The following is a 25,442-nucleotide window of genomic DNA, read 5'->3' as shown; positions in this document are numbered from 1 at the left end:
CGCCTGCTGCGCCCCGACGTGGTGGTGATGGACCTGGCCATGCCGGGGATCGGCGGGCTCGAGGCCACTCGCAAGATCGGCGAGCTGGGGCTGGGCGCGCGGGTGCTGGTGCTCACCAGCCAGGCCGAGGAGGAGTACCTGCTCCCCGTGCTCGAGGCCGGCGGCAGCGGCTACGTGCGCAAGACCAGCGCGGACGAGGACCTGATCCGCGCCATCCAGACGGTGTCGCGCGACGAGGTGTTCCTGTACCCGAACGCCACCAAGCTGCTGCTGCGCCAGTACAAGCTGGCCGAGCAGAAGGGCGAGGCCGGCCCGCTGGAGAAGCTGAGCGAGCGCGAGCGCGAGGTGCTGGCGCTCACCGCCGAGGGCTACAGCAGCGGCGAGATCGGCAAGAAGCTCTACTTGTCACCGAAGACGGTGGACACCTACCGTGCGCGGCTGATGCAGAAGCTCGGCCTGAGCCACCGCAGCGAACTGGTGCGCCTCGCGCTGGACACGGGGCTGCTCAAGTCGGGGCAGGCGTAGAACCGCAGGGGTGAGGGGACAGGGGACAGAAAGGGCGCCGCACGGGAAACTCACCCCGGCGGCGCCCTTCGCTTGCCATGATTTCGAGATCGAGATGCCTCACGCGGCCGCGCTGGACTCCTCCGGATCAGCCGTCCCTCCGTACTTGCGCGTCAGCTGCCCATCCGGCGTGTAGATGCCGGCGCGGACGAAGAGCGCGGAGAGTTCTTCTCTGCTCATGCGTTTGAGCGATTCCGAGACACGAGCAAGTCCTTCCACGCCCGGGTTCTCGGGTGGGGGATCTACAAGAGGAATTCTACGGCGTCGAGTCATTGGTCACTCTCCAAGCTTGGCCGTATAGGCGGCCGAAACACGCCGAGGATGCTCTGCGGATTCCGTACCGCGATCTGGATGTGAGTTTCCATGAACAGTCCGGAGCCAGGATAGATCGGCTCGCCTTCTACGAACGCTCCTCGCACCGTGTCGTAGACTGTACCCATCTCCTGCGCGCGGATCAAGTATGCTTCTATGACCGCACGATCCAGAAAGCGCCCCTTGCCGCGGTTTCCGGGCAGTGTGACTTCTTCCTTCAGCAGCTTGCCGTAGAACCCTCGCAGCTCGCGCGTGAACCGGGTGTCGAGGAGGTCGAAGCAGCGGCCGAGCTGGATCATCGCGCCGACGATCGAAGGCTTCTCGATCCGCTTCGAGGCCTCGGCCCAGCGGAGCGCGCGGTCGGGGCCGTACTCCCAGAAGTAGATGCCGTCGCCCAGCCAGTCCCATGCGTTGGCGCTGGAGACGAACGCGTCGCCGGCCAGCAGGCGCTCGGCGATTCGCCAGTCGCAGCCGTGATAGCCGCGCACCTCCCGGCTGTAGGCCGGGATCGGGATGTGCTCCCGCGGTCCGGTGGCGGGAGCTCGCGAAATCCTGGGGTTCACGTGCGCTCGTCGTCATCCGGATCGCGCGCTCGGGCGCACCGGGTGTTGAATGCGGCCGCCGCGATCGAGAACGCGAGGGCCGGTTGGGAACTGAAAGGTGCACAGGATAATCGGCCGGCATCCCCCAGTCAAGTGTGTTCTTTATCGCCCCCGGAAACGCCGAAGCCCCCGCCGGATCGTCGTCCGGCGGGGGCTTCGCTCGTGCGTGCGGATCACCGCGGCTTGCCGGGGCCGCCGCCGCGTTTCTGCGCGCGCTTCTGCATCTTCCGCAGCTCGCCCTGCATGTACTCGGCGGCCTTCTGGCGCTGCTCCAGGTGGCGCTTCATCTGCTCGCTCTGCTTGAGCTTGGCGCCCTCGGTGCCCTTGTAGCGCGTGCGGTTCATCAGCTTGTTCACCAGCCGCAGCACCGGGCCGGTGAGGTACTTCACGATGAACGCCTGCGTCTTCTTCCCCTCCTTCTCCAGGTGCTGCACGGCAAAGGGGAGCGCCTGCACCTGGTCCTGCACGGTGCGGTGCATCTCCGCCGCGGTGCGCTTCTTCTTCTTTTTCTTCGGCTCGGCCATCTTGGTATCCATCAGGGGGCGAGAGTCCGCCTCGCACGTCGCTGCCATCGGGCGGGAAAGGGAGATACCCTCGCCCGTGCCCTCCGTTCTCCCGTTGCCGCGCGGCGCCCGCCGCGGTACGATTCCGGGCACGCGACGCACGCCCGGATGATCTAGCCGCCCGCGCGCCCGCGCGCCAGACGCGCGCGCGAAGCCGCCGTCCCGCGCCGCGCGCACACCCCGCTCACTTCCGGTGTATCAGCAATCGTCCGGACGCCACCGTTCATCCGCAGTAACCGTTCGCCGCAGGGTTCCGTGAAGATCGCACACCTGGCCGACCTGCACCTGGGGTACCGCGCCTACCACCGCGTCACCAGCCGCGGCGTGAACCAGCGCGAGGCCGACGTGGCCCAGGCCTTCCGCCACGCCGTGGCGCGGGTCGTGGAGCTGCGTCCGGACCTGGTGGTGGTGGCCGGCGACGTGTTCCACACCGTGCGCCCCAGCAACACCGCCATCGCCGAGGCGTTCCGCCAGTTCTCCGTCCTCTCCGAGCGCCTCCCCGGCACGCCAGTGGTGATGATCGCAGGCAACCACGACTCGCCGCGCTCGGCCGACACGGGGAACATCCTCTCGCTCTTCCGCGAGATCGAGAACCTGCACGTGGTCTACGAGGAATGCCGCGCGGTGGTGCTGCCGGAGATCGAGACGTCGGTGCTGTGCATGCCGCACGTCTCCCTGGCCGCCGAGCACCAGACGGTGATGGAGCCGGACCCGAAGGCGAAGCACAACGTCCTCCTGATCCACGCGGAGGTGATGGGGAAGGACGGCGAGCCGCGCTACCGCACCGAGTTCGGCGGCGCGCAGGTGCCCGAGAGCGCCATCCGGCCGAAGGCGTGGACGTACGTCGCGCTGGGCCACCACCACATGGCCGAGCCGCTGGCCGAGAACGTCTGGTACGCGGGGGGGATCGAGCGCACCTCGGCGTTCATCTGGCAGGAGCGGACCGCGAAGGGGTTCCTCCTCTACGACACGGAAACGGGGATCGCCGACTTCCAGCCGGTGGAGACGCGGGCCATCCTCGACCTCCCCCGCATCGAGGCCAAGGGGCTGTCGCCGCAGGAGATCGACGAGAAGATCCGGCTCTCCGTGGAGAAGATCGAGGACGGGATCCGCAGCAAGATCATCCGCCTGGTCGTGCTCGACGTTCCCCGCGCGGTGGTGCGCGAGCTGAACCACCGCCGCATCCGCGAGTGGAAGGCCGAGGCGCTGCACTTCCACCTCGACGTCCGTCCCCCCGAGGTGCGCCGCCGCGCCCCGTCGGGCGCGCCGGTGCGGCGGCAGACGCTGCGCGAGCAGGTGGAGAGCTACCTGGGGCGCTGGAAGCCGACGCGCCCCGACATCAGCACCGAGCGGCTGGTGGAGATGGGCGGCGAGTACATCGAGCGCACGGCGGAGGGGAGCTGAGATGCGCCTCGTCTCGCTGCGCATGAAGAACTTCCGCCAGCACGCGGACACGGCGATCGACTTCCGCCCCGGGCTGACGGGGATCATCGGCCCCAACGGCTCGGGGAAGTCGACCATCCTGGAGGCCATCGCTTGGGCCATCTACGGCTCGCAGGCGGCGCGGGGGACGAACGAGACCATCCGCTTCGCCCGCGCGCAGCCGCGCTCGCGCGTGGAGGTCGATCTCCGCTTCGCGCTGGGCGAGCAGGAGTACCGCGTCGTCCGCTCGATGCACTCGGCCGAGGTTTACCTCGACAGCGGCCCGCAGCCCGTCGCGGCGACGCTGGCCGGCGTGAGCGTCTATCTCCAGCAGCGGCTGGGGATGACGCGCGAGGAGTTCTTCAACACCTACTTCACCGGGCAGAAGGAGCTGCAGTTCCTGGCGGCGATGGGCCCCGCCGAGCGCGGGCGCTTCCTCTCCCAGGTGCTCGGCTACGAGCGGCTGCGCCGCGCGCAGGACCTGGTGCGCGAGCGCAAGGCCGAGCTGCGCGCCGAGATCCGCGGGCTGAAGTCCAGCATCGGCGACCTGAACGAGCTGGTGGACGCCCGCATCGCCGCCGCGAAGCGCAGCCAGGACGCGCTGGACGAGTGGAACGCGGCGCAGAAGTCGACGGAGCAGCTGCTCGCCGATCTCAAGGCCTTCCTGCCGAAGTGGGAGGCGGCGCAGGCCGCGCGCGATCGCCACCGCGAGCTGACGCACGCCATCGACGCGGCGGATCGCGACCGTACCGCCGCCCGCCGCGACGTGGACCGCGCTACGGCGGGGCTGCGCGAGGTGGCCGCGGCCGAGGAGAAGCTGGCGCCGCTGCGCGAGCAGCTGGAGCCGCTCCCCGCGTTGCGCGTGGAGGCCGAGCGCTGGATCGAGCTGCGCCAGCAGGAGGAGCGCCGCAACGGCGTGGCGCGGCGGCTGGAGGAGGTAGAGGCCGAGCTGGAGCGCTGCCGCGGCGAGATCGAGAAGCGCGAGACCGCGCCGGAGCTGGAGAAGCGCTTCGCGGAGGAGATCGAGCACGGGACGGCCGAGCGCGCCCAGGTGTCGGCCGAGCTGGAGGAGAAGCGGAGCGGCTGGCTGCGCGACCGGCAGGACGCCGAGACCAAGCTCCAGAACATCCGCGACGTCGCGAAGGATCTCCAGGAGCAGGTCCGCCGGATCCGCAAGGAGGGGCCGGAGGGGAAGTGCCCCACCTGCGGCCGCCCGCTCGGCGCCGGCTACGCGGGGATGCTGGAGCAGCTCGAGGACAAGTTCCAGGAGGCGAAGCAGGACGGCATCTGGTGGAAGAGCCGCTCCGAGCAGCTGCAGGACAAGCCCGACGACGTGGCCGAGCTGGAGGCGCGCGAGAAGGAGCTGACGGCGCAGCTCGAGGACCGCGCCCGCAAGCACGCGCGCTGCCAGGTGGCCGTGCAGGAGCTCGACCGGCTGCGCAAGGACCTCCGCGAGCGCGACCGCAAGCGCAGGGAGCTCGCCGAGGAGCTGCAGGAGATCCCCACCGGCTACGACCGCGAGCTGCACCAGCAGGTGCAGCACGCGCTCCGCCATCTCGAGGGGCTGGAGAAGGAGGAGGGGCGCCTCGGCGAGATCGTCGGCCGGCGCGAGGAGTGGGATCGCGAGCTGGCCGAGGCGAGCGAGCGCGAGGGCGCGGCCGCCGAGCGCCACCGCGAGCGCACCGCCGAGCGCGACGCGCTGGGGTTCAGCGACGAAGAGTTCGCGGGGGTGAAGGCCGAGCACGAGGCGGCGGTGGAGCGCCACCGCGCGGCCGAGCTGCTGGAGACGGAGGCGAAGGGCGCTGTCCGCACCGCCGAGCAGGCGCTGCAGGCCGCCCAGCGCGCCGAGCAGCAGTACCACGAGCGCGCCAAGGAGATCGTCAGGCAGCAGGGCGAGCTCGACCACCTCGACGAGCTCGACGAGGCGTACACCGAGCTTCGCGGCGAGCTGAACGACCAAGTGCGGCCGGAGCTGTCGGAGATCGCCTCGATGTTCCTGGCGCAGCTCACCGACGGCCGCTACACGTCGATGGAGATCGACGAGTCGTACGAGATCCTGGTCCTCGACGAGGGCGAGGAGAAGCCGGTGATCAGCGGCGGCGAGGAAGACATCGCCAACCTCGTCCTCCGCCTCTCGCTCTCGCAGATGATCGCGGAGCGGGCGGGACATCCCCTGTCGCTGCTGATCCTGGACGAGGTCTTCGGCTCGCTGGACGTGGCGCGGAGGGACAACGTGGTGCAGCTGCTGCACAACCTGGAGGACCGCTTCGAGCAGGTGATCCTGATCACCCACATCGAGGGGATCCGCGAGAGCCTCGATCAGGTGCTGCGCGTGGAGTACGACGAGCGCAGCGGCACCAGCATCGTGCGCGAGGAATCCACCAACCCGAGCGACGACACCCCGCTGCTGGCGGCGTAGATTTCGAAGTGCTGAGTGCTGAGTGCTGAGTGCTGAGTGCTGAGTGCTGAGTGCTGAGTGCTGAGGAGACGGCCCTGCTTGCCAAGCGGCGAGCAGGGCCGTTTCTCTGGCGCTCGGCGCCGCCACTGCGCCCTCTCCCTGGCGCTTCGCGCCTGTCCCTCCCCCAAAACAGACTGGGGGAGGGACCTGGGCTCGCTGCGCTCGCGGCCACTCAGCGCGGCCGTGGATCTCAGTTTCTCCCCTCCCCTGCGCAGCGGGAGAGGAGCCGGGGGAGGGGGCCTGCCCTCGGCCGCACCGATCTACGACACCAGCGCGAATCTCCTCACCCCTACCTCTCCCGGTACGGGAGAGGTGGCGAGCCCCAGCGAGCCGGAGAGGGCGCGATGCCCGCGCCGCGCACCAATGTCTGTCATCGCGCCACTCAACACTCAGCACTCCCGTCCGCCCCACCCGTTCGGGTAGCCCGCCTGCCGAACAAGAAGCGGCCGCGCCGCCGTCCGGCGGTGGGTGAGCGGGATTCATGGCAGCATCGTTGCTATACCCTGCTGCAAGCGCTGGCGCGGCGCGTGCTTCCGCACCCCCGCCGGCGCCCGGGCTCGGGGCGCGTTTGCCCGGTGATTGAACGAATTCAAGGACCACGGGAGACCGCATGATCTCCGCTACCGCGGGCAGCGAAGTCGAAGGCGTGACCTTCGTCTGCGAAGACATCGAGGCGTGCGAGCGCGTGCTCACCCCCGAGGCGGTGGAGTTCGTCGCCCGGCTGCACCGGCAGTTCAATCCCCGCCGCATCGAGCTCCTCCGCCGGCGCGACAGGCGGCAGGCGCTGATCGACTCCGGCGCCATGCCCGAGTTCCTCGCGGAGACCGAGCCGGTGCGGCAGGGCGACTGGAAGGTGGGCCCCTGCCCGCCCGACCTGCAGGACCGCCGGGTGGAGATCACCGGGCCGGTGGACGCCAAGATGGTGATCAACGCGCTGAACTCGGGCGCCAGCTGCTTCATGGCCGACTTCGAGGACGCGCTCTCGCCCACCTGGCGCAACGTGCTCGAGGGGCAGGACAACCTGCAGAAGGCCGTCCGCCGCACCCTCTCCTTCACCAGTCCCGAGGGGAAGTCGTACCAGCTGGGCGAGAAGCTGGCCGTGCTCCTCGTCCGCCCGCGCGGATGGCATCTCGTCGAGCGCCACGTGACGGTGGACGGCGAGGCCATCTCCGCGTCGCTGTTCGACTTCGGGCTCTACTTCTTCCACAACGCGCGCGAGCTGCTGGGCCGGGGGACCGGGCCGTACTTCTATCTCCCCAAGATGGAGAGCCACCTCGAGGCGCGGCTCTGGAACGACGTGTTTGTGGCCGCGCAGGAGGCGCTGGGGATTCCCGTGGGCACCATCCGCGCGACGGTGCTGATCGAGACCATCCTGGCCGCGTTCGAGATGGACGAGATCCTGTACGAGCTGCGCGACCACGCCGCCGGGCTCAATGCCGGGCGGTGGGACTACATCTTCTCGCTGATCAAGAAGTTCCGGAACCGCGAGGACGCGGTGATGCCCGACCGCGCGCAGGTGACCATGGCCGTCCCCTTCATGCGCGCGTACTGCGACCTGCTCGTGAAGACCTGCCACCGCCGCGGCGCGCACGCCATGGGCGGGATGGCCGCCTTCATCCCCAGCCGCCGCGACGCCGAGGTCAACCGCGTCGCGCTGGCGAAGGTGCGCGAGGACAAGGAGCGCGAGACGAGCCAGGGGTTCGACGGCACCTGGGTGGCGCATCCCGACCTCGTTCCCGTGGCGAAGGAGATCTTCGACCGGCACCTGGGCGAGAAGCCGAACCAGAAGGACGTGCTGCGCGAGGACGTCTCCGTCGAGGCGCGCGACCTGATCTCCTGCGGGATCGCGGGGGGAGAGGTGACCGAGGGCGGCATCCGCAACAACGTCTCGGTGGCCCTGCAGTACCTCGAGGCGTGGCTGCAGGGGAACGGCGCGGTGGGGATCAACAACCTGATGGAAGACGCGGCCACGGCGGAGATCAGCCGCGCGCAGCTCTGGCAGTGGATCCGCCACCGCACGCCCATCACTGACGATGGCGACGGTGACGGGATGATGACGCCGGACGACTACTGCCGCATCCGCGACGAGGAGGTGGCGAAGCTGAAGGCGGGGCGCGGCGCGGAGACGCCGCAGCTGGACCAGGCGGTCAAGCTGCTCGACGACCTGGTGCTCGGCGACGAGTTCCAGTCGTTCCTCACCATCCCGGCCTACCAGCTCCTGAGCTGACGGCGGGACCATCGACACACCCTGGAGACGGACGGAGGAGCCGATGAGCCGGGAGAGCTTCGAACAGCAGGTGCGCGAGCTGGAGATCCAGTGGCTGACCGACGGCCGCTGGCAGGGGATCACCCGCGGCTACAGCGCGGCCGACGTGGTGCGGCTGCGGGGATCGGTGCGGGTGGAGCAGACGCTCGCCAGGCGCGGCGCCGAACGGCTGTGGCGGCGGCTGCATCAGGACGACGCGGTGCGCACCTTCGGCGCGCTGACCGGCGCGCAGGCGGTGCAGATGGTGAAGGCCGGGCTCGAGGCGATCTACCTCTCCGGCTGGCAGGTGGCGGGCGACAACAACCTCTCGTCGCAGACCTACCCCGACCAGAGCCTGTATCCGTCCAACTCCGTCCCCGCGGTCGTCCGCCGGCTGAACAACGCGCTGATGCGCGCCGACCAGGTGGAGTGGTGCGAGGGCGACGGCGAGGCGAAGCGCGACTGGCTCGTCCCCATCGTGGCCGACGCCGAGGCGGGGTTCGGCGGGCCGCTGCACGCCTTCGAGCTGACGAAGTCGATGATCGAGGCGGGCGCGGCGGGCGTGCACTTCGAGGACCAGCTGGCCAGCGAGAAGAAGTGCGGCCACCTGGGCGGCAAGGTGCTCGTCCCCACCTCGCAGTTCGTGCGCACCCTCGCCGCGGCGCGGCTGGCGGCCGACGTGCTGGACACGCCGGCGGTGCTGATCGCGCGCACCGACGCCGACAGCGCCTCGCTGCTCACCAGCGACATCGACGAGCGCGACCGCGCCTTCTGCACCGGCGAGCGGACGGCGGAGGGGTACTACCGCGTGCGCAGCGGGCTCGACGCGGCCATCGCCCGCGGGCTGGCCTACGCGCCGTACGCCGACCTGATCTGGTGCGAGACCAGCACCCCCGACCTGGACGAGGCGCGCCGCTTCGCCGAGGGGATCCACGCCCGGTTCCCCGGGAAGATGCTGGCCTACAACTGCTCGCCCTCGTTCAACTGGCGGAAGAACCTCGACGCGCACACCATCGCCCGCTTCCAGGCCGAGCTGAACGCGATGGGCTACAAGTTCCAGTTCGTCACCCTGGCCGGGTGGCACCTGATCAACCTGCACACCTTCGAGCTGGCGAAGGGGTACGCCGAGGAGGGGATGCCCGCCTACGTGGCCCTGCAGGACCACGAGTTCGCGCGCGAGGCCGACGGCTACACCGCCACGAAGCACCAGCGCGAGGTCGGTGCCGGCTACTTCGACAAGGTGCTGATGACCGTCACCGGCGGCGAGGCCTCGACCGCGGCGCTCACCGGCAGCACCGAGCAGGCCCAGTTCGCCTGATCCGGGCGAGGGAAATCGGGTTGCGGAATTGACGAGCGCCTGATCGCGCCGCGACCGCGAAGCCGCGGAGGACCACGATCGGTCTTCCGCGGCTTCGTGTGTCCGGGGAGAACCGCATGGGGGTCCTTGACTTGCGCGTGACCTCCGGCCCCCGCCGCCCGTCCTGGGAATGGGAGGTCCGGGGCAGTGGATCCCGATTTTAGCGGAAGAGAAGGCGCGAAACGTAAGTCGTGCGAATTCAGCGGGTTGGGGCCGTCAAACCGGGAGAACGCAATGGGCGCGCGGCGGACTTCGGCAAGGAGGGCGAGGTTGCCGGGCGCGCCGGACGCGCGGGCAAGTGCGGGGTGAGGATGAGAAACGGCGAAATCAGGGCGGACTCAGAACGCCGTGGATTGACGTGTCATGGACCGGACGCTAATGTGCGTCGGCGCCTCCGAAGCGTCCAATTTGATCGCAGGCCGCACTGCCGAAGGGCCGCTGTTCAGTCCCGCGAGGAGATGTCATTGCCCGTACCCCCCTATCTGGGCGAGTTCGCCGACGAGGACGCGGAATGGTTCTATTCGGTGGGAGAGCGGCGGCGGGTGCGCACCGGAGAGGTCGTCATCGCCGAGGGCGAGACCCCTGAGCACATCCATTTCGTGCTCGAGGGCGAGTTCGTCGTCTCGTCGGAAACGCTGGGCGATCCGGAGGTCGCGCGGGTGGGCCCGGGCGAGCTGCTGGGCGAGATGTCGTACATCAACCGCGAGCCCGCGGGCGGTTCGGTGATCGCCACGAAGGACGGCGTGCTGCTGAGCGTGCGCCGCGCGGACATCGACGCCAAGATCGAGGCCGACCCGGCGTTCGGGAGCCGCTTCCGCAAGGTGATCTCGGAGTTCGCGGTCACGCGGATGTACCGCTATCCGCGCCGGAACCGGGAGGACGCGGCCGACCCGCCGCGCGACGAAGAATCCTACCTGCGCGTGACCGAGCTCATCGAGAAGCTCCTGCGCGGCGAGTTCTGATTGGAAACAGAAAGTCTCACGCAGAGTCAGCAGAGTTAGCAGCTTGTTCAACTGCTAACTCTGCTAACCCTGCGTGAGATAAAATTCCACATTTGTATTACACGGAGGTACGAAGACACGGGAGGCACGGACCCGCGATGAGTCTCCGTGCCTCTGTGTCTCCGTGCCTCTGTGCGGGATTCTTTTCCGTTGAATCTCGCGATCACGCCTCGAGCTGGTACTCCTTGAGCTTGCGGTAGAGCGTGCGCTCGCCGATGCCCAGCATCTCCGCGGCGCGGCGGCGATTGCCGCGGGCCTCGCGCAGCGCCGCGCCGATGGCCTCACGCTCCAGGTCCTGCATCGTCATTCCCGGGCGGAAGACGACCACGCCGCGCTCCTCGGGCGGCTCCGGCTCGGGCGGCGGGGGCGGCGCCCACCCCAGCGCGGCCGGCACCGGGCCGCCGATCGCCACGCCCGGGATCGTCACCGGCTCGCGCTGGCGCTGCTTGTAGATCTCGAACTCGCGCCGCAGGTCGTCCAGGTCCATCCGCATGTCGAACAGCGTGCGGAAGATGAACTCCAGCTCGGGCGGCGGCCTCCCGTTCGCCTCCGCCGTCACCGCGGTCGATGCGGCGGGTCGCATGGCGGGCATGGGCACCGGCATCAGCGAGCGCTGGCCGCGGCTGTAGCGCACCTCGGCCGGGATGTCCTCGGGGCGGATCACCCGGCCCGGGGCGAGCACCACCATGCTCTCCACCAGGTTGCGCAGCTCGCGCACGTTCCCCGGCCAGTCGTACTCGACCAGGACGCGCACCGCCTCGGGGTCGATCCCCATGAACGGGCGGTCGTGCTCGGCGCTGAACTCGCGGATGAAGCGGTCGATCAGCCGCGGGATGTCGGCCCGCCGCTCGCGCAGCGCGGGGAGGTCGATGCGCAGGACGTTCAGGCGGTGGTAGAGGTCGCGCCGGAACTGTCCCGTGGCCACCTGCTCGCGGAGGTCGCGGTTCGTCGCGGCGAGAACGCGGACGTCCACGCGCAGCACGTCCTCGCCGCCCACGCGCCGGAACTCGCGCTCCTCCAGCACGCGCAGGAGCTTGGTCTGCGTCGACAGCGGCATCTCGCCGATCTCGTCCAGGAAGATCGTGCCGCCGTTGGCCAGCTCGAAGAACCCCTTGCGCAGGCTGGCCGCGCCGGTGAACGCGCCCTTCTCGTGGCCGAACAGCTCGCTTTCCAGCAGCGTCTCGGGCAGCGCCGCGACGTTGACGGCGATGAACGGGCGGTGCCGACGCGGGCTGAGCGCGTGGATCCCGCGCGCCACCAGCTCCTTCCCCGTCCCGCTCTCGCCCAGGATCAGCACGGTGGAGTTCACCGGGGCGATCTGGACGATGCGCTCCAGGACACCCTCCATCTCCTCCGTCTCGCCCACGATGCCGGTGATCTCGCGCAGCTCCTCGCGCTGGATCAGCCGCCGGCCGATCATCGCCACCTCTTCGGGGTCGATCGGCTTGGGGAAGCACTCGCTGACCCCCAGCTGGCGGCACACCTCGCGGCCGGACGGCTCGGTCGGCTCCGTCAGCCCGATCACGGGGATGCGGCCGCGGTCGCGCGCCTGGCCGATGAGCTGGCGGGCGCGGCGCTCGCGCAGGCCGCCGGTGATCACCAGCAGGATGGGCTCGCCCAGCGCGTCGGCCACGGTCTCGCCGGCCGCCAGCAGCTCCACGCGCAGCCCGTCCTCCTCGAACGCGCCGCGCAGCCGGACGGCCGGCTCCAGGTCATCGGTGGTGATCAGTACGACGTCGGCCAACGGATTTCGCAGCTCCCTCTACGAGAAGATGAACTTCAACCGATTGGTTTGGGCGTGTTGGGCGCTGAGACGCCCAAACGGGCTGCGCGCGCCGTAGGCCACGATACCGCTGTGGCCAACGGCGCCGGGCCCCCGCCGCGCCGGCCATCCCCGCGGACCCGAGGGGACGGTGCGCGCGCGGCGGTGTCCCGGCCCTCCGGGCGCGCATCCCTCACGCATTCGCCGCGGCCATGCTGGATACCGTTCGCGAGCACCGGCCCATCGTCCTCTCCGCCGCCGGTAGTCCGCGAAGGCGGACTTCGTGTGGTTGTTGCCGCGAATTCATTCGCCCCACAACCCCGCCGCCGGAGCCGGCCCCTACTTCTTCACCGTGCCCGCGGTGTGGAACGGCGGCTTCACCACCTCGGCGGGGACGGCGCGGTCGCGGATCACGATCCCGATCTCCGTCCCCGGCTTCGACGCCTCCACGGGAACGTACGCCATCCCGATTCCCTCGCCCAGCGTGGGGCTCAGCGTGCCGCTGGTCACCTCGCCCACGTTGCGCCCCTCGAAGCTCACCGGGTAGTGCGGGCGCGGAAAGCCGCGCTCCTTCAGCCTGAACCCGACCAGGCGGTGCGTCACGCCCGTCTCCTTCTGCCGCCGAAGCGCCTCGCGGCCCACGAAGTCGCCCTTGTCGAGCTTCGTCACCCAGCCGAGACCACCTTCGAGCGGCGTGTGGCCCTCGTCCAGGTCGTTGCCGTACAGCGCCATTCCCATCTCCAGCCGCAGCGAGTCGCGGCACCCCAGCCCGGTGGCGATCAGCCCGTCGCCCGCGCCCGTCTCCAGCAGCGTGCGCCAGAGCCCCGCCGCCGCGTCCGCGGGAACGTAGAGCTCGAACCCGTCCTCGCCCGTGTAGCCCGTGCGGCTGATGATGGCGGGGACCCCGGCGACGGTGCCCTCGGTGAAGTGGTAGTAGCGGATCGCGTCCAGGTCCGTGTCGGTCAGCCGCGACAGGATCGCGGGCGCCTTCGGCCCCTGCAGCGCCAGCAGCGCGATGTCGTCCGTGCGGTCCTGCACGTCGACGCCGAACTGCGGCGCCCAGCGGGTGACCCACGCCCAGTCCTTGTCGTGGCAGGCGCCGTTCACCACCAGCATGTAGTGGTCGGAAAAGCGGTAGACGAGCAGGTCGTCGATCACCATCCCCTGCTCGTTGAGCATGGTGCTGTACTGCGCCTGCCCCACCTCCAGCCGCGACGCGTCGTTGGTGGTGATGTGCTGCACGAAGTCCAGCGCGCGCTCGCCGCGCACCTCGAACTCGCCCATGTGCGAGACGTCGAACAGCCCCGCGGCGTTGCGCACCGCGTTGTGCTCGGCGGTGATGCCGCTGGGGTACTGCACCGGCATCTCGTAGCCGGCGAAGGGGACCATCTTCGCGTTCAGGCGCAGGTGCTCGCCGTGGAGCGGCGTGCGCCGGAGGGTCTGCGTCGCGTCGGCCATGCGTGGGGCTCGGGTTCGAGGTCAGCCGGAATGGCAGTCAAGCTAACACCGGCACCCGGCCGGCGCGAGCCGTGGAACGCGCCTCCGCCCGTGCCCGCACGGCGCATTCCCGCCCGGCAGCACCGCCGCGAACCGTCCGCATCGTGGCGCGAACGGCTTGCGGCGACTAGCTTTGGGTCGTGCGCCGCCCCGGCGCCGCGCGTGATCCCCTCCCGCGCACGCTCCACCCTCTCCCCTCTCTTCCCGCGAGCGCTCCCATGAAATTCGACCGCGCGAAGTTCTTCGCCTCGTACACCGCCGCGTTCGGCTCGCTGACGCAGGCGCAGCAGGACGGGCTGAGCTCCATCCTCGCCGCCGCCGAGGCCGACGCGGAGATCACCGACATCCGCTGGCTGGCGTACATGCTGGCCACGGTCAAGCACGAGTGCGCCGACCGCTGGAAGCCGATCGAGGAGTTCGGGAAGGGGAAGGGGCACAAGTACGGCAACCCGGTCACCGTCACCGACCCGGCGGGGAAGCAGTTCAGCAACGTGTACTACGGCCGCGGCTTCGTGCAGCTGACGTGGGACTACAACTACCGCAGCATGGGCAACGCGCTGAAGAACCGGCTGCTGTACGAGCCGGCGCTGGCGCTGGACGCGGACGTGGCCTACCGCATCATGTCGTACGGGATGCGCACCGGCGCGTTCACCGGCAGGGCGCTGAGCCGGTACATCAACGCCACCGGTTGCGACTACGTGAACGCCCGCAAGATCATCAACGGGCTCGACCAGGCCGACCGCATCGCCGGCTACGCGACCAAGCTGGAGAAGGCGCTGCGCGACAGCGTCGTCGCGGCCGTCCCCGGCGTGCCCGTCGTCGCCCCCGCGCCGCCGGCCCAGCCCGCGGCTCCGGCGACGCCGTCCACGTCAGCGGCTGGCGCGGCGTTCGTCGTCACCGCGACGAACCTGAACATCCGCAGCGGCCCCGCCGCGTCGAACCCCGCCGTCGCCGGCAGCCCGCTGCCGAAGGGCGCGGTCGTGCACGAGCTCGCGAACCAGGGCGGCTGGAAGCAGGTGCGCGTGCAGGGGACGGTGAACGGGGTCGCGAACATCACCGGCTGGGTGGCCGCGTCGTTCCTGGCGCCCGCGCCCGCGCCCGCGCCGGTGTGAGCGGCGTGATCCCGCTTCGGTCGCGGTGATGGTTGAGTGAGGCAGAGGCGGGATGGGAGTGGAGATGCAGGTTGGACGATGCGAGTGAACTCGCGGCTACAACTACACGCAGTCCGCCTTCGCGGACTTCGGTCGATGCACAGATGATGAGGCGCCCGGCGGAATCACTGCCGGGCGCTTTTCTTCTTGCGCGGGGATGGCTTCTTTGCGGGTGACGATTTCTTCTTCGGCTTCGGGGGCTTCGCGTCGTCGTCGTCTTTATCCCCCGAACCCATCTCCACCTCCTGCGGGACGGCGTAGCCTTCGAGCGCCTCGCCGTACTCGTCGAAGAGCGGGGGCGGGGCGGGCTCGGGTTTGCCCTCGACCATCGACTGCAGCATCAGCGCGTTGGTGACGGCCTTGCCGCGGTAGTGGTTGTTGGTGATGACGAACACGTCGTCGGTGGCGGGCTCGTCGGCCAGCTCCCTGGTGCGCTCGGCCCACGGCTTCAGCTCGTGCGCGGGATAGAGATAGTCGTAGCGCGCGTCGCGGCCGGCGTCCTTGCGGAACCAGTCCTTGAAGTTGCGCCCGTGCACGCGCACGTAGCCCACGCGCGAGGTGGCCACCGCGCTGGGCTTGATGGAGTCGTGGAAGAGCGGCTGGTCGATGTTCACGAACCCGATCCCCCGCTCCATCAGCTCCGCGTAGAACTCCGGCACGTTCCAGGTCGCGTGCCGCACCTCCAGCACCAGCGGATATTCGCGGAACGTCTCCACCACGTCCGCCAGCCACTCGCGGTTCTCCTCCGTGCGGCGGAACGACCAGGGGAACTGCAGCAGCACCGCGCCCAGCTTTCCCGCGTCCATCAGCGGGTCGAAGCCGGCGCGCACCTCGTCGACCTCGGCCTGCGTCCACGCCGTCTTGCGCTGGTGGGTGAAACGCTGGTAGAGCTTGGCGGTGAAGCGGAAGCCGGGGTTGTGCGCCACCCGCCGCGCCCAGCTCTCCGCCGTCTTTGGGCGCGCGGGGCCGTAGAAGGTGGAGTTGATCTCCACCGTGCCGAAGTAGTGCGCCAGGTACGCGAGGGGATCGAATCCCTTCGGCTTGGGGACCGGGTAGACGATCCCCTCCCAGTCCTTGTACTGGAACCCCGCCGGTCCATAGCGAATCATGCCCCGCACGGGGAGCAAGCTCCGGACCGGGATCGGTGCATCCGTGGCGCATCAGGATCGGGATCGACGGCAGGGGAAGGAGCGTTTCGCCGTCTCCCTTCCGCTCCGGGCCATCCTGCTGTATTTTCCTTCCTCCCCCCAACAAATCCGGCACACTGGAACCCTTCCGGGGCGCACGCACGCCCGTACCCGGCATGCCTCGTCGTCGCATCGACCTGCTTTCCATCTTCGCGCCCGTCGCGGGCGCCGTCGCCATCGCCCTGCTGTCGGTGGGGATGGCGTCGCGCTGGGCGAGCGCGGACGCGCCCGAGGGCGTGGAGTCGCTTCCCGTGCTCCCCGCGGTGCGCGCGCTGCCGGCCATCGTCACCGACACGCAGTTCATCGGCGGATACGCCAAGGGAACGTTCGAGCAGGCGCTGCTGGCCGTGGCGGGCGACCTGTCGCAGGGCGAGCGCGAGATGATCGGCCGCCACCTGGACAAGATCTTCCTGCCGCTCCTCAACCAGCAGGGGATGCCCAACGGTGGCCGCTTGCGGCTGGCGTACGAGCGCACGCGGCGGCCCGACGGCACCACGCGCGCCATCCAGCTGCTGGCCGCCGAGGCCGCGGTGGGCGGAAGCCTGTACACCGTCTTCCTCTACGACCACGGCGACCGGCCGGGCTACTACGATGACTGGGGCCGCTCGCTCGACCCGGTGCCGTGGGCGGGGCCGCTGGCGCGGATGCGGGTGACCTCGCCGTTCGCGTCCAACCGCTTCCACCCCATCCTGCACCGTGTGCTGCCGCACCTGGGCGTGGACCTGGCCGCGTCGTACGGCACGCCGGTGCGCGCGGCGGCGGACGGAAGCGTGAGCTGGGCCGGGCCGAAGGGCGGCTACGGAAACCTGATCGAGGTCACGCACCCCAACGGCTACGCCACGCGCTACGGCCACCTGTCGGCGATCGCGCCGGGCGTGCGCAACGGCTTCCCCGTGCGCCAGGGCGACGTGATCGGCTACGTGGGCGCCACGGGGCTGGCGACGGCGCCGCACCTGCACTACGAGGTGCGCCGCAAGGGCCGCCCGGTCGACCCGATGCTGGTCCAGCCCACCGCCAGCAGCACCGGCGACGTGGGCTATGACCTCGGCTGGCGGCAGGAGCGCACCGTCCTCGCCGAGCTCCTGTCCCGCGCGCCGCAGGTGGTGGCGACGGGGGTGGGGTACTGAACCTGCGAACGCTGTGCGTTCGCAGGAGTACAAGCTTCAGGACTGAGCACCTCCAGTAGACGGCTTGCGCAGGTGCTATCGGACGGGCTTGACAGTATGCGCTGGCATCGGCATACTGGACGCTCTTCACTCGTGTTGAGAGATCGCATGCACGCGCACAATCGGCAGCAGGGCGAGGCGGTAACGCCTCCCATCGCCGGAACGGGGTCTCCACCGCAGCGCCTGGATCCAACGCCTCCTCCAGACCACGAAGATTTCCTGGAAGTGGCGGCACGCGGGCGCCGAGCGATCGGCGAGCGAAGGGAGAAGCGACGCCGCAAACAGCCATAGGCTGCTGTCGAGCTGGGATCAAAACGACTGGCTGGGTCTCGAATGAGGTCCAGCCTTTCACTTTCCCGCTTGGAAGACCGATGCGCAGATATCCGGGTGAAGTCTGGTTCCTCCCTCCCGACGCGCAGCACGGAGGCGACTCCAAGGCACGGCGACACGTCCTGTTGACCACCTGCGAGGATGCGGGCGACATCGGCGTGTTCGCCTACGCCAGTACGCAGCCAACCGAAGCGAACTTCGGCGCAGCATCCCTGCTGGTCGTCCCTGGTGCGAGCCGGTACGACCATAGTGGCTTCAGCAAGCCTACATATGTCTATCCGGGCCGTCTGGTGCCAGCCGTGTCCGAGGACTTCCTCCGCATGGTGGGCAGGCTCATCGACGAGATGCCGGAGTTGCGCCGGCTCCTTCGAAAGGCGCTTGGATTCGGCACGGGCACTTCACTCGGCCAAGGTTCTGCTGCAGGAAGTTGGCGCGGTCGGGTAGTCGAAATCGGGGCTGTGCTGCGGCAGTACATTGGTTACGCGCACGGGGTGGTACTCACCGAGCCGGAATACTCCAGGCAGGCACGGTACCAGGTCATCGTGCCGATCGATGATATCCGCGCGTTCGAGCCTGCGGCGGACGACCTCGTGATTACCGATGCCGAGTGGTTCCGAGAACTTGATAGTGAAATGCCGGCAGCTCTGGTGGCAATTGCCGACGTCCAATCGGTATTCCACCCCGCCGAAATCGTGGGATGGACCGGTGTGGTAGTGGACGATGCCACGATAGCCCGGATCGAAGCTGCCTTGGCTGCTCTGTTCGCTCTCTGAACCACCGGGGGAGGATAGTGCCTTCCGCTCACCCCCCGTACAGCCCGCGGTAGATCTCTAGGTTGCGGGTGAGGATCTTCACGTAGTCGCGCGTCTCGTCGAAGGGGATGCGCTCGGTGAAGAGCTCGGGGTCGCGCTTCTCGGGGAACGAGCGCCAGCGGTTCGCGCGGCCTGGGCCCGCGTTGTAGGCGATGAACACCAGCGGCAGGTCGCCGCCGTAGCGGCGCATCTGCGACGCCAGGAAGCGCATCCCCAGGTGCACGTTGATCTCCGGGTTGAAGAGGAGGTCGCGGCCGTACCCCTCCACCCCGGCACCCTCCGCCAGCCCCGCGCCCGTCCCCGGCATCACCTGCATCAGCCCCATCGCCCCCGCGCGGGACAGCGCGCGCGGCTTGAACGACGACTCCTGCCGGATCAGCGCCGCGGCCAGGAACGGGTCCAGCCCGCGCTCCCGCGCCTCGGCGGCCACCATCTCGCGGTACGGGAAGGGGTAGAGGATGCGGGCCAGGCGCAGGTCGTACGGCGCGCCCGCGCTGCGCAGCGCCAGCCCGATGCGGATGCCCTGCGGCGCGAAGCCGCGCGCCTCGAGCGCCTCGGCCAGCGGGTAGAGGAGCGCGCGGTCCGTTCCCGCCTCCTTCACCCGCCGGGCGACGTCTTCCTCCGCCTCGCGCCAGAGGTCGGCCTTGCGCAGCAGGTCCAGCGTCTCCATCCACCCGCGCACCCGCTCCACCGCGGCCGCGTCGTCCACCGGCGCGGCGGCCAGGGGGATGGGCCACCAGCGCTCGCCCAGGCGCTGCGCGGCGCGTACGGAGTAGTACGACAGCGGCTCCTTCGCGCGCACCTCGCGCCAGCGCTCGCGCGCGCCGGCGGCGTCTCCGCGCGCGGCGGCGGCGCGGCCGGCCCAGTACGTGGCCTGCAGCCACAGGTCGCCCGACGGGTAGCGGACGCGGTACTGGTCGTACGCGCCCGCGGCGCCCGCCCAGTCTCCCGCCAGCAGCGCGGCCGCGCCGAGCCGCATCAGCGCCTGGCCGGCCCGCGGACTGGTGGGATACTCGGCGGCGACGCGGCGCAGCAGGGCCCGCGCGCCGGCTCCATCCCCCGCGTCCTGCGTCAGGTCGGCGGCCAGCCAGAGCGCGTCCGCGGACGCGGGCTGGCCGGGGTAGCGCTGCGCCGTCGCCAGGAAGCCCTGGACGGCCGCCGCTCGTCCCGCCGTGCGGTAGCGCGAGCGGGCGGCCAGGAACGACGCCTCCGCGGCGACGGGCGGCGGCGCGTCGCCGATCCCCGCGAGGATGCCGGCGGCCTCGGCGAAGCGGTTGGCGGCGAAGAGCGCGCGGCCCATCCGCATCTGCACGTCGCGCCGCTGGTCGGGGGACCCGGCGCCGGCGCCGAGCCACGCGCGGTACTCGTCCGCCGCGCGGCCGGGGTTGCCGTTGCGGTCGTACGCCAGCGCGATGGCGAGGTGGTCGTCCGCGGTGAGCCGCGGGAGCGCGGAGAGGGTCCGCGCCGCGTCGGCCGCCGCCGGCGTGGCCGTGGCGTCGGCGATGGCGGTGCGCAGCTCCTGCCGCGCGGCGGACGTGTCTCCCTGCGCCAGCGCGGCCTGCGCGGCCAGCGTGCCGAGCGCGGCGCGGTCCCCCGGCTCCGCGGTGCGGGCGCGGAAGGCGAGCGCCAGCGCGCGGGCTCCGGCCGGGTCGCGCGCCGCGCGGTACGTCCCCACCCATGCCCGCTGCGCGCGGAGCGGTGCCTCGGCCACGCCGCGGCCGACCAGCGCGCGCACGCGGGCCGTATCCCCCCGGTCCACCAGCGCCTCCGCGGCCAGCACGCCCGCCCATCCCGCCGCCGCGGGTGATGCGGCGCGCGCACGCTCCAGCGCGGCCACGCCCTCGTCCACCCGCCCCGCGCGGAGCAGCACCAGCCCGTACCGCAGCTGCGCGACGGGGACCCATTCGGGCGCGGGCGCCTCGGATCCGCCTCGCAGCGCGCGGCCGTACGCATCTGCCGCGCTGGCCAGGTCGCGCGCCTCCTCGCGTGCGCGGCCCAGGAGGAACCAGCCCTCGCCGCGCTCGGTGCGGTCGAGCCACGGCCTGCCCTCCAGCAGCCGGCGGACGTTGGACCAGCCGCCCCACGCACCCTCGGCCCGCGCGGCCAGCAGCACCAGCCCCGGCTCGCTGTCGGCGCGGACGAGCTCGCGCAGGCGGCGGGCGGCGGCCCAGTTGCGCCCCTGCCGCAGCAGCTCGGCCACGTCCGGCGGCACGGGCACGCTGGCCACGCGCGCGGGGACGGGCGACGGCTTCGGGACGAGCACGGGCGCGGGGGCAGGCTTCGCCGGCTCGGGCGAGGCGAGGCGGACGGCGCCCCAGACCAGCAGCGGCGCGGCGAGGGCGGGAAGCATGAGCAGGATGCGGCGTTGGTCCATCCGGAGCGGTCGGCGGGTGCGCGTCGGGGTGACGCGGTCCGGCTCCGCGAGGAGCGTGCCCCGTGGGGAGTACCGCCCACGCGCGTCCGGGGGTCCGTGTCCGCCGGCCGGGACCGCACCCGGAGAGCGGAAACGAACTACCGGGCCGAGCGCCCGGACCGCGTGCGGCTCACTCCCAGCAGGGCACGTTGCGGGTGCAGCCGGAGTTCTGGCACGTGTTGACGCACGTCACGCAGGTATTCTCGTAGCACGTGCCGCAGTAGGTGCCGTACTGCTCCGTGCAGGAGTTCGCCCGCACGGTCCCCCGCTTCTCGGCCCCCGCGTCCGTCCCGAAGCTTTCCACGACCAGCGTCTCGAGGTTCAGGTTGAGCTTCTTCATACGGTCCTCCGGAGAAGTTGAACGGAGATTGGTATCGGGTGCGGTCCCGGTGGCTGGTCGAGAGGAGCGCTGGGCGATCACGCATGGGCCTGTGATGTTCGGAAATACGCATCCGAGGACGCGTGAGTTGTGAACGAGACGCCGTGGATCGCATTTCAGCAGAATGTTTAGACGCAAAATGTGGTCCATGGACGATGGATCTCCGCGCGGAAAGGCGGCGAACAGTGATTGTTCGCCGCCCGATCATTCCTCGATCTCTCGCCTTACCGGCGTCCCTGCACGATCTCGAACACGTAGAGATTGCGCGACGTCATCACGTACAGGCGCCCATCCTTCACTTCCAGATACTCGGGCGCTGTGTCGACGCGGGTGCGGTCGAGGATGCGGCCCGTCTCGCGGTCGATCACGAAGACGGAATCGGGCTCGGCCGTGAAGCCGTAGCCGGTGATCACCCACGGGCCGTGGAGGATGAAGATGCCGTTGGAGACGAGCGGCGGCGTGCGCCAGTCGACCCGCCTGGCGACGGGATCGACGCGGACGAGCGACGAGCAGCGCCCGCCCGCCTCGCGCGAGTAGCTCTGGCAGCTTTCGTTGAAGTACAGCCGCCCGCCCGCGTACCGCACGTCGGTGATCTCCAGCCGGTCCGGCCGCGACATCAGCTCGTTCAGCGCCACCGTCCAGCGCCGCTCGCCGCCGGCGCCGTAAAGCACGGCGGCGAAGCGCGAGTTGCGCGGCTCGTCCACGCCCGGCGGCGAGCGGTAGAATGCCAGCCACCCGTCCGCCGCCGCATCGGCGATGGAGAGCCGCAGCCCGCCATCCTCGCGCGCCACGTGCTCCGGCAGCTTGCCGGGGATGGACTCGCGGAGACGGTACATGCGCCCGTTCGGCTTGTTCGCGCCCGTGAGCCCGAACGTCTGCGGCGTCGTCATCTCGTCGATCCGCCTCTGCACGACGAGCCGGAGACGCACGGGTGCCGCGGACTGCCCGTGGACGCGATCCGCGACGAGGAAAGCGCATGCAAGTGCGACTGTCCGTAAAACGCGGATCATCAGGGGCGGCATTCTCAGGAGGGAGGACGAACGTGAAGAACCTGCCCGGGTGTGACGCTCACAACCGCTTCGCGAAGAGCGGGAACGAGGGGCAGCAGATACTCGAGCTTCAGACGGAAGGGAAACAGGACGACCGTTCCGAATGACCGACCGGAAAGGCTTTGTTGGTATTCAAGATTGCGGTCCGCGGTGACGAAGACGTCGAAGCCGGCTGCCTCAGCGCGCCGCAGCAGTTCCCCGTTGAGAACCGAGCGCCAGCCCTCCGCGGCAACCGTGCTGACGGTGTGGCCGGGCAACTCTCGCGCGAGCTTCCGGTGCACGTTTTCGTCCAGCAGCACCCGGCGCGGTCGATCTGGTTGTTCCGCGCTCAAGCGGCACGAGGGAGGCTGGAGAGAAGCGCCTTGGTGGCTTGCTCGAGGAAGGCCACGGCCTGCTCGCGAGTTACGCTTGGAAATCCGTCGAGGAAGTTGTCGATCGTGTCGCCTTCCTCAAGGTAGTCCAGGAGCGCTTGCACCGGAACGCGCGTACCCACGAACACAGGCGTTCCGCTCATGATTTCAGGATGACTGTGTACGACCGGCGTTTCTGGCATCGTTCTCCTCCCGGCTCAGGGACACTCGGCCTCCGCCTCGAACATAGCTGCAACACTTCGTCCAACCAAGGTGGGAACCCGTGTTGTGCGACGAGGACTGCGCATTGCGCAGATGGCGCGGCTGGCGCAGCCTCGCGCAGTTTGCGAGGCTTCCCATCTCCTGTAGCCGCACCTTCAGGCGCCCGACGGAATGCGGGCGTACCATGGGTGGCGTACAGGGTTTGTCCAAGATAGATTCCCGACATGCATGAACGGAGGGTGATTCGATGATCGCGGCGCTCGCGCTCGCCGCCGCGCTGGGGCAGCAACCGACGCCGCCGGTGCCGGGGGTGTTGATCGAGCGGCGGCTGGCGGAGGCGGTGCCGCTGCGCGTGGGCGACACCGTGCGCGTGAAGGCGCTCGCCGGGCGCGGCGCGGCGCGGGCGTTCGTCGTCGCCGGCGTCTTCGAGCGCGAGGCGGACCCCAACCGCATTGCGCGCAACGAGTACGAGCTGCGCTTCCATCTCCCCGATCTCCAAATAGTTCTGGAGAAGCCGGACCGGGTGGACCGCTTCGCCATCGCGCTGCGGCGCGGGGCGGCGGCGGACTCGGCGGCGCGGTGGATCGAGGGAGTGGCGTTCGGCACGCGCGCCATCCCCAGCGCGGCGCTGGCCAATCAGACCAGCGCCACCTTCCGCGTCGTCTCCCGCTTCCACGACGCCATCGGCATCGTCACCATCCTGGCCAGCGCCATCTTCCTGCTCTGCGTGATGATCATCCGCGTGGACGAGCGGCGGCGCGACATGGCCGTGCTGCGGCTGATCGGCGTCAGCCGCTCCACCGTCTTCCGCGCCATCGTGGTCGAGGCCGTGGCGATCGCCGTCGCGGGAAGCGCGGCGGGGGCGGGGCTGGGGCTCGTCGCCGCGCGGATCGTGAACGCGCACTATGCCCGCGTCTACGACACCACGCTGCGGTTCGCGCTTGTGACGCCGCGCATCGTCTGGCTGGCCGCGCTGCTCGGACTCGCGCTCGGCGTGGGTGCGGGCGCGCTGGCGGCGTGGCGCGTGGTCTCCGTCCCTCCGCAGAAGCTGGGGGAGCGGTGATCGTCTCCGCGTTCCTGAAGTCGCTCTTCCGCCGCCGCGGGCGCACGCTGCTGGCGCTGGCGGGGATCGCCGTGTCCGCCGCGCTGCTGCTGGACATGACGATGCTGGCCAGCGGGCTGACGGTGAGCTTCGGCGAGCTGCTGGGCGTCAGCGGCTACTCGCTGCGGGTGACGCCGAAGGGGATCCTGCCCTTCGACAGCGAGGCGGGGATCGAGGACGGGATGGCGGTGGCGCGGCGGATGGCGGCGGTGCCGGGGGTGCGCGCGGTGGCCCCGGTGCTGGGCGCGCAGTTCCGCATCGTGCGCGGCGACAGCGCGGGCGAGCCGGTGTTCACCGTCGGCATCGACCCGCGCGCCGAGTTCCTGTACCGCCTGACGGAGGGCCGCCAGCCGCGGCGCGGCGAGGTCGTCGTCTCCGTCCCCCTCGCCCGCGACCGGCGGGTGAAGCCGGGCGACGAGCTGGCGCTGGCGGGCGAGCTGGACGTGACGCTGGGCCGCGCGCGGGCCACGCGGACATACCGGGTGAGCGGCGTGGGCGACTTCCTGTACGACTACGCGGGCGAGCACTCGCTGGCGCTGACGCTGGCCGACGCGCAGGCGGCGACCGGCCGCGCGGGCGAGGTCTCGCTCTTCGGCGTGGCGACGGAGGAGGGGGTGGACGACGACGACGTCTCCCGGCGCATCACCGCCGCGGTGCCGGAGGTGTCGGCGTACTCCACGCGCGAGCTGATGGCGGAGATGGACAAGCGCCTGCTCTACTTCCGGCAGCTGGCCACCATCCTGGGCAGCGTGGCGATGGTGGTGACCGCGCTGCTGGTGGCCACGATCATCACCATCGGCGTGCGCGAGCGCTTCGGCGAGATCGCCACGCTGCGCGCGATCGGGGTGCGCGGGCGGCGCGTGCTGCTGGCGGTGGTCGTCGAGGGCCTGGCGCTGGCGGGGATCGGGTGCGTGGCGGGGCTGCCGCTGGGGCTGTGGATGGCGGGGCGGCTGGACCGTATCCTCCTCGGCTTTCCCGGCATCCCCGCGCGGATGACCTTCTTCGCCTGGGAGCCGCGCCGCGTGGCGCTGGCGATGGGGATCGTGATCGCCATCGGCGCGCTGGCGGGGTGCATCCCCGGCCTGAGCGCGGTGCGAGCGCAGCTGGGGCAGGCGCTGCGGGAAGAGGCGGAGTGAGGGCCGCGCCTGCACGTCGAGGGTGCGAAACGCCACCCTTCCCGCCCTCTCCCTGGCGCTTCGCGCCTGTCCCTCCCCCAAAACCGACTGGGGGAGGGACCTGGGCTCGCTTCGCTCGCGGCTACTCAGCGCGGCGGAACCTACCCGTCGCCACCGGTGCATCGTCCCGCGCTGCGTTCTCCCCCGCCCCTGCGAAGCGGGGGAGGGGGTCGGGGGGAGGGGGCCAGCTGGCGGCCGCACGGGGATTCGCCTGCCCACACCGAACATTCTCGCCGCGCTGAGGTCTCCCCCTCCCCCAGTCGGTTTTGGGGGAGGGGGCCGGGGGGAGAGGGCCTCCGCGCCGGGGCGGGGCAGATTTCAGT

General features: G+C 70.5%; 21 protein-coding genes. 11 read left to right on the top strand and 10 right to left on the bottom strand.

The genetic code is table 11. The features are described 5' to 3' along the window. On the top strand, positions 1 to 525 hold a 525-nt coding region (locus VF092_02110), incomplete at its 5' end, for a response regulator transcription factor (protein HEX6746080.1). 308 nt (positions 526 to 833) lie between these two features. Here VF092_02110 and VF092_02105 read toward each other — a convergent pair. Both VF092_02105 and VF092_02100 read right to left on the bottom strand, forming a co-directional pair. Next, a complete protein-coding gene (locus tag VF092_02105; protein ID HEX6746079.1) occupies positions 834 to 1,439 on the bottom strand; it encodes a hypothetical protein in 606 nt (201 codons plus the stop codon). Between the two features lie 212 nt (positions 1,440 to 1,651). Then, on the bottom strand, positions 1,652 to 2,002 hold the full coding sequence (locus tag VF092_02100) for a hypothetical protein (GenBank protein HEX6746078.1): 351 nt from the start codon (positions 2,000 to 2,002) through the stop codon (positions 1,652 to 1,654). Positions 2,003 to 2,296: 294 nt separating this feature from the next. Between VF092_02100 and VF092_02095 the strand changes: the two genes are divergently transcribed. The 5 genes from VF092_02095 (at position 2,297) to VF092_02075 (ending at position 10,485) form a co-directional block, all read left to right on the top strand. Continuing rightward, positions 2,297 to 3,445, top strand: coding sequence for an exonuclease SbcCD subunit D (locus VF092_02095; protein HEX6746077.1), 1,149 nt, complete (start codon positions 2,297 to 2,299; stop codon positions 3,443 to 3,445). Position 3,446: 1 nt separating this feature from the next. After that, positions 3,447 to 5,882, top strand: a complete 2,436-nt coding sequence (locus tag VF092_02090) for an SMC family ATPase (GenBank protein HEX6746076.1) — start codon at positions 3,447 to 3,449, stop codon at positions 5,880 to 5,882. Positions 5,883 to 6,531: 649 nt separating this feature from the next. Beyond that, the gene (gene aceB, locus VF092_02085) at positions 6,532 to 8,148 is read left to right on the top strand and encodes a malate synthase A (GenBank protein ID HEX6746075.1); all 1,617 of its coding nucleotides are present in this window, start codon (positions 6,532 to 6,534) and stop codon (positions 8,146 to 8,148) included. Positions 8,149 to 8,191: 43 nt separating this feature from the next. After that, the gene (gene aceA, locus VF092_02080) at positions 8,192 to 9,484 is read left to right on the top strand and encodes an isocitrate lyase (protein ID HEX6746074.1); all 1,293 of its coding nucleotides are present in this window, start codon (positions 8,192 to 8,194) and stop codon (positions 9,482 to 9,484) included. Positions 9,485 to 9,987: 503 nt separating this feature from the next. Further along, positions 9,988 to 10,485: a cyclic nucleotide-binding domain-containing protein gene (locus tag VF092_02075; GenBank protein HEX6746073.1), complete on the top strand. Its 498-nt coding sequence runs from the start codon at positions 9,988 to 9,990 to the stop codon at positions 10,483 to 10,485. A 202-nt stretch (positions 10,486 to 10,687) separates the two neighbouring features. On the opposite strand, the gene VF092_02070 is transcribed toward VF092_02075, so the two are convergent. Beyond that, on the bottom strand, positions 10,688 to 12,268 hold the full coding sequence (locus tag VF092_02070) for a sigma-54 dependent transcriptional regulator (protein HEX6746072.1): 1,581 nt from the start codon (positions 12,266 to 12,268) through the stop codon (positions 10,688 to 10,690). 357 nt (positions 12,269 to 12,625) lie between these two features. Beyond that, positions 12,626 to 13,744 (bottom strand): glycine cleavage system aminomethyltransferase GcvT, encoded by a 1,119-nt coding sequence (gcvT, locus tag VF092_02065; GenBank protein ID HEX6746071.1) that lies wholly within the window; start codon positions 13,742 to 13,744, stop codon positions 12,626 to 12,628. Between the two features lie 257 nt (positions 13,745 to 14,001). Here gcvT and VF092_02060 point away from each other — a divergent pair, with 257 nt between their 5' ends. Beyond that, positions 14,002 to 14,895 (top strand): glycoside hydrolase family 19 protein, encoded by an 894-nt coding sequence (locus tag VF092_02060; protein ID HEX6746070.1) that lies wholly within the window; start codon positions 14,002 to 14,004, stop codon positions 14,893 to 14,895. A gap of 164 nt (positions 14,896 to 15,059) precedes the next feature. On the opposite strand, the gene VF092_02055 is transcribed toward VF092_02060, so the two are convergent. Continuing rightward, a complete protein-coding gene (locus VF092_02055) occupies positions 15,060 to 16,043 on the bottom strand; it encodes a DUF72 domain-containing protein (GenBank protein ID HEX6746069.1) in 984 nt (327 codons plus the stop codon). Positions 16,044 to 16,237: 194 nt separating this feature from the next. Here VF092_02055 and VF092_02050 point away from each other — a divergent pair, with 194 nt between their 5' ends. Beyond that, a complete protein-coding gene (locus tag VF092_02050) occupies positions 16,238 to 17,248 on the top strand; it encodes a M23 family metallopeptidase (GenBank protein ID HEX6746068.1) in 1,011 nt (336 codons plus the stop codon). A gap of 410 nt (positions 17,249 to 17,658) precedes the next feature. Then, complete coding sequence (locus VF092_02045) at positions 17,659 to 18,390, top strand: hypothetical protein (GenBank protein ID HEX6746067.1); 732 nt, start codon at positions 17,659 to 17,661, stop codon at positions 18,388 to 18,390. A 28-nt stretch (positions 18,391 to 18,418) separates the two neighbouring features. On the opposite strand, the gene VF092_02040 is transcribed toward VF092_02045, so the two are convergent. The 5 genes from VF092_02040 to VF092_02020 all read right to left on the bottom strand — a co-directional run bounded on the left by VF092_02040 (position 18,419) and on the right by VF092_02020 (position 22,823). Beyond that, positions 18,419 to 20,803 (bottom strand): transglycosylase SLT domain-containing protein, encoded by a 2,385-nt coding sequence (locus tag VF092_02040; GenBank protein HEX6746066.1) that lies wholly within the window; start codon positions 20,801 to 20,803, stop codon positions 18,419 to 18,421. Between the two features lie 169 nt (positions 20,804 to 20,972). Further along, positions 20,973 to 21,182: a hypothetical protein gene (locus VF092_02035; GenBank protein HEX6746065.1), complete on the bottom strand. Its 210-nt coding sequence runs from the start codon at positions 21,180 to 21,182 to the stop codon at positions 20,973 to 20,975. Between the two features lie 263 nt (positions 21,183 to 21,445). Next, positions 21,446 to 22,111, bottom strand: coding sequence for a hypothetical protein (locus VF092_02030; GenBank protein ID HEX6746064.1), 666 nt, complete (start codon positions 22,109 to 22,111; stop codon positions 21,446 to 21,448). A gap of 134 nt (positions 22,112 to 22,245) precedes the next feature. After that, positions 22,246 to 22,569, bottom strand: coding sequence for a hypothetical protein (locus VF092_02025; protein ID HEX6746063.1), 324 nt, complete (start codon positions 22,567 to 22,569; stop codon positions 22,246 to 22,248). Positions 22,570 to 22,598: 29 nt separating this feature from the next. Continuing rightward, a complete protein-coding gene (locus VF092_02020) occupies positions 22,599 to 22,823 on the bottom strand; it encodes a DUF433 domain-containing protein (protein ID HEX6746062.1) in 225 nt (74 codons plus the stop codon). 266 nt (positions 22,824 to 23,089) lie between these two features. Between VF092_02020 and VF092_02015 the strand changes: the two genes are divergently transcribed. Together VF092_02015 and VF092_02010 are read left to right on the top strand one after the other, a co-directional pair. Next, entirely contained in the window at positions 23,090 to 23,905 is an 816-nt protein-coding gene (locus VF092_02015; GenBank protein ID HEX6746061.1) for an FtsX-like permease family protein, read from the top strand. Then, on the top strand, positions 23,902 to 25,080 hold the full coding sequence (locus VF092_02010) for an FtsX-like permease family protein (GenBank protein ID HEX6746060.1): 1,179 nt from the start codon (positions 23,902 to 23,904) through the stop codon (positions 25,078 to 25,080). The genes VF092_02015 and VF092_02010 overlap by 4 nt, the downstream gene beginning before the upstream one ends. Positions 25,081 to 25,442 lie beyond the last annotated feature (362 nt).

It is taken from the genome of Longimicrobium sp. (genome assembly GCA_036377595.1).
GTDB lineage: Bacteria > Gemmatimonadota > Gemmatimonadetes > Longimicrobiales > Longimicrobiaceae > Longimicrobium.
The sequence above is the reverse complement of the archived record's forward strand: the minus strand, read 5'-3'. Positions and strand labels throughout refer to the sequence as shown.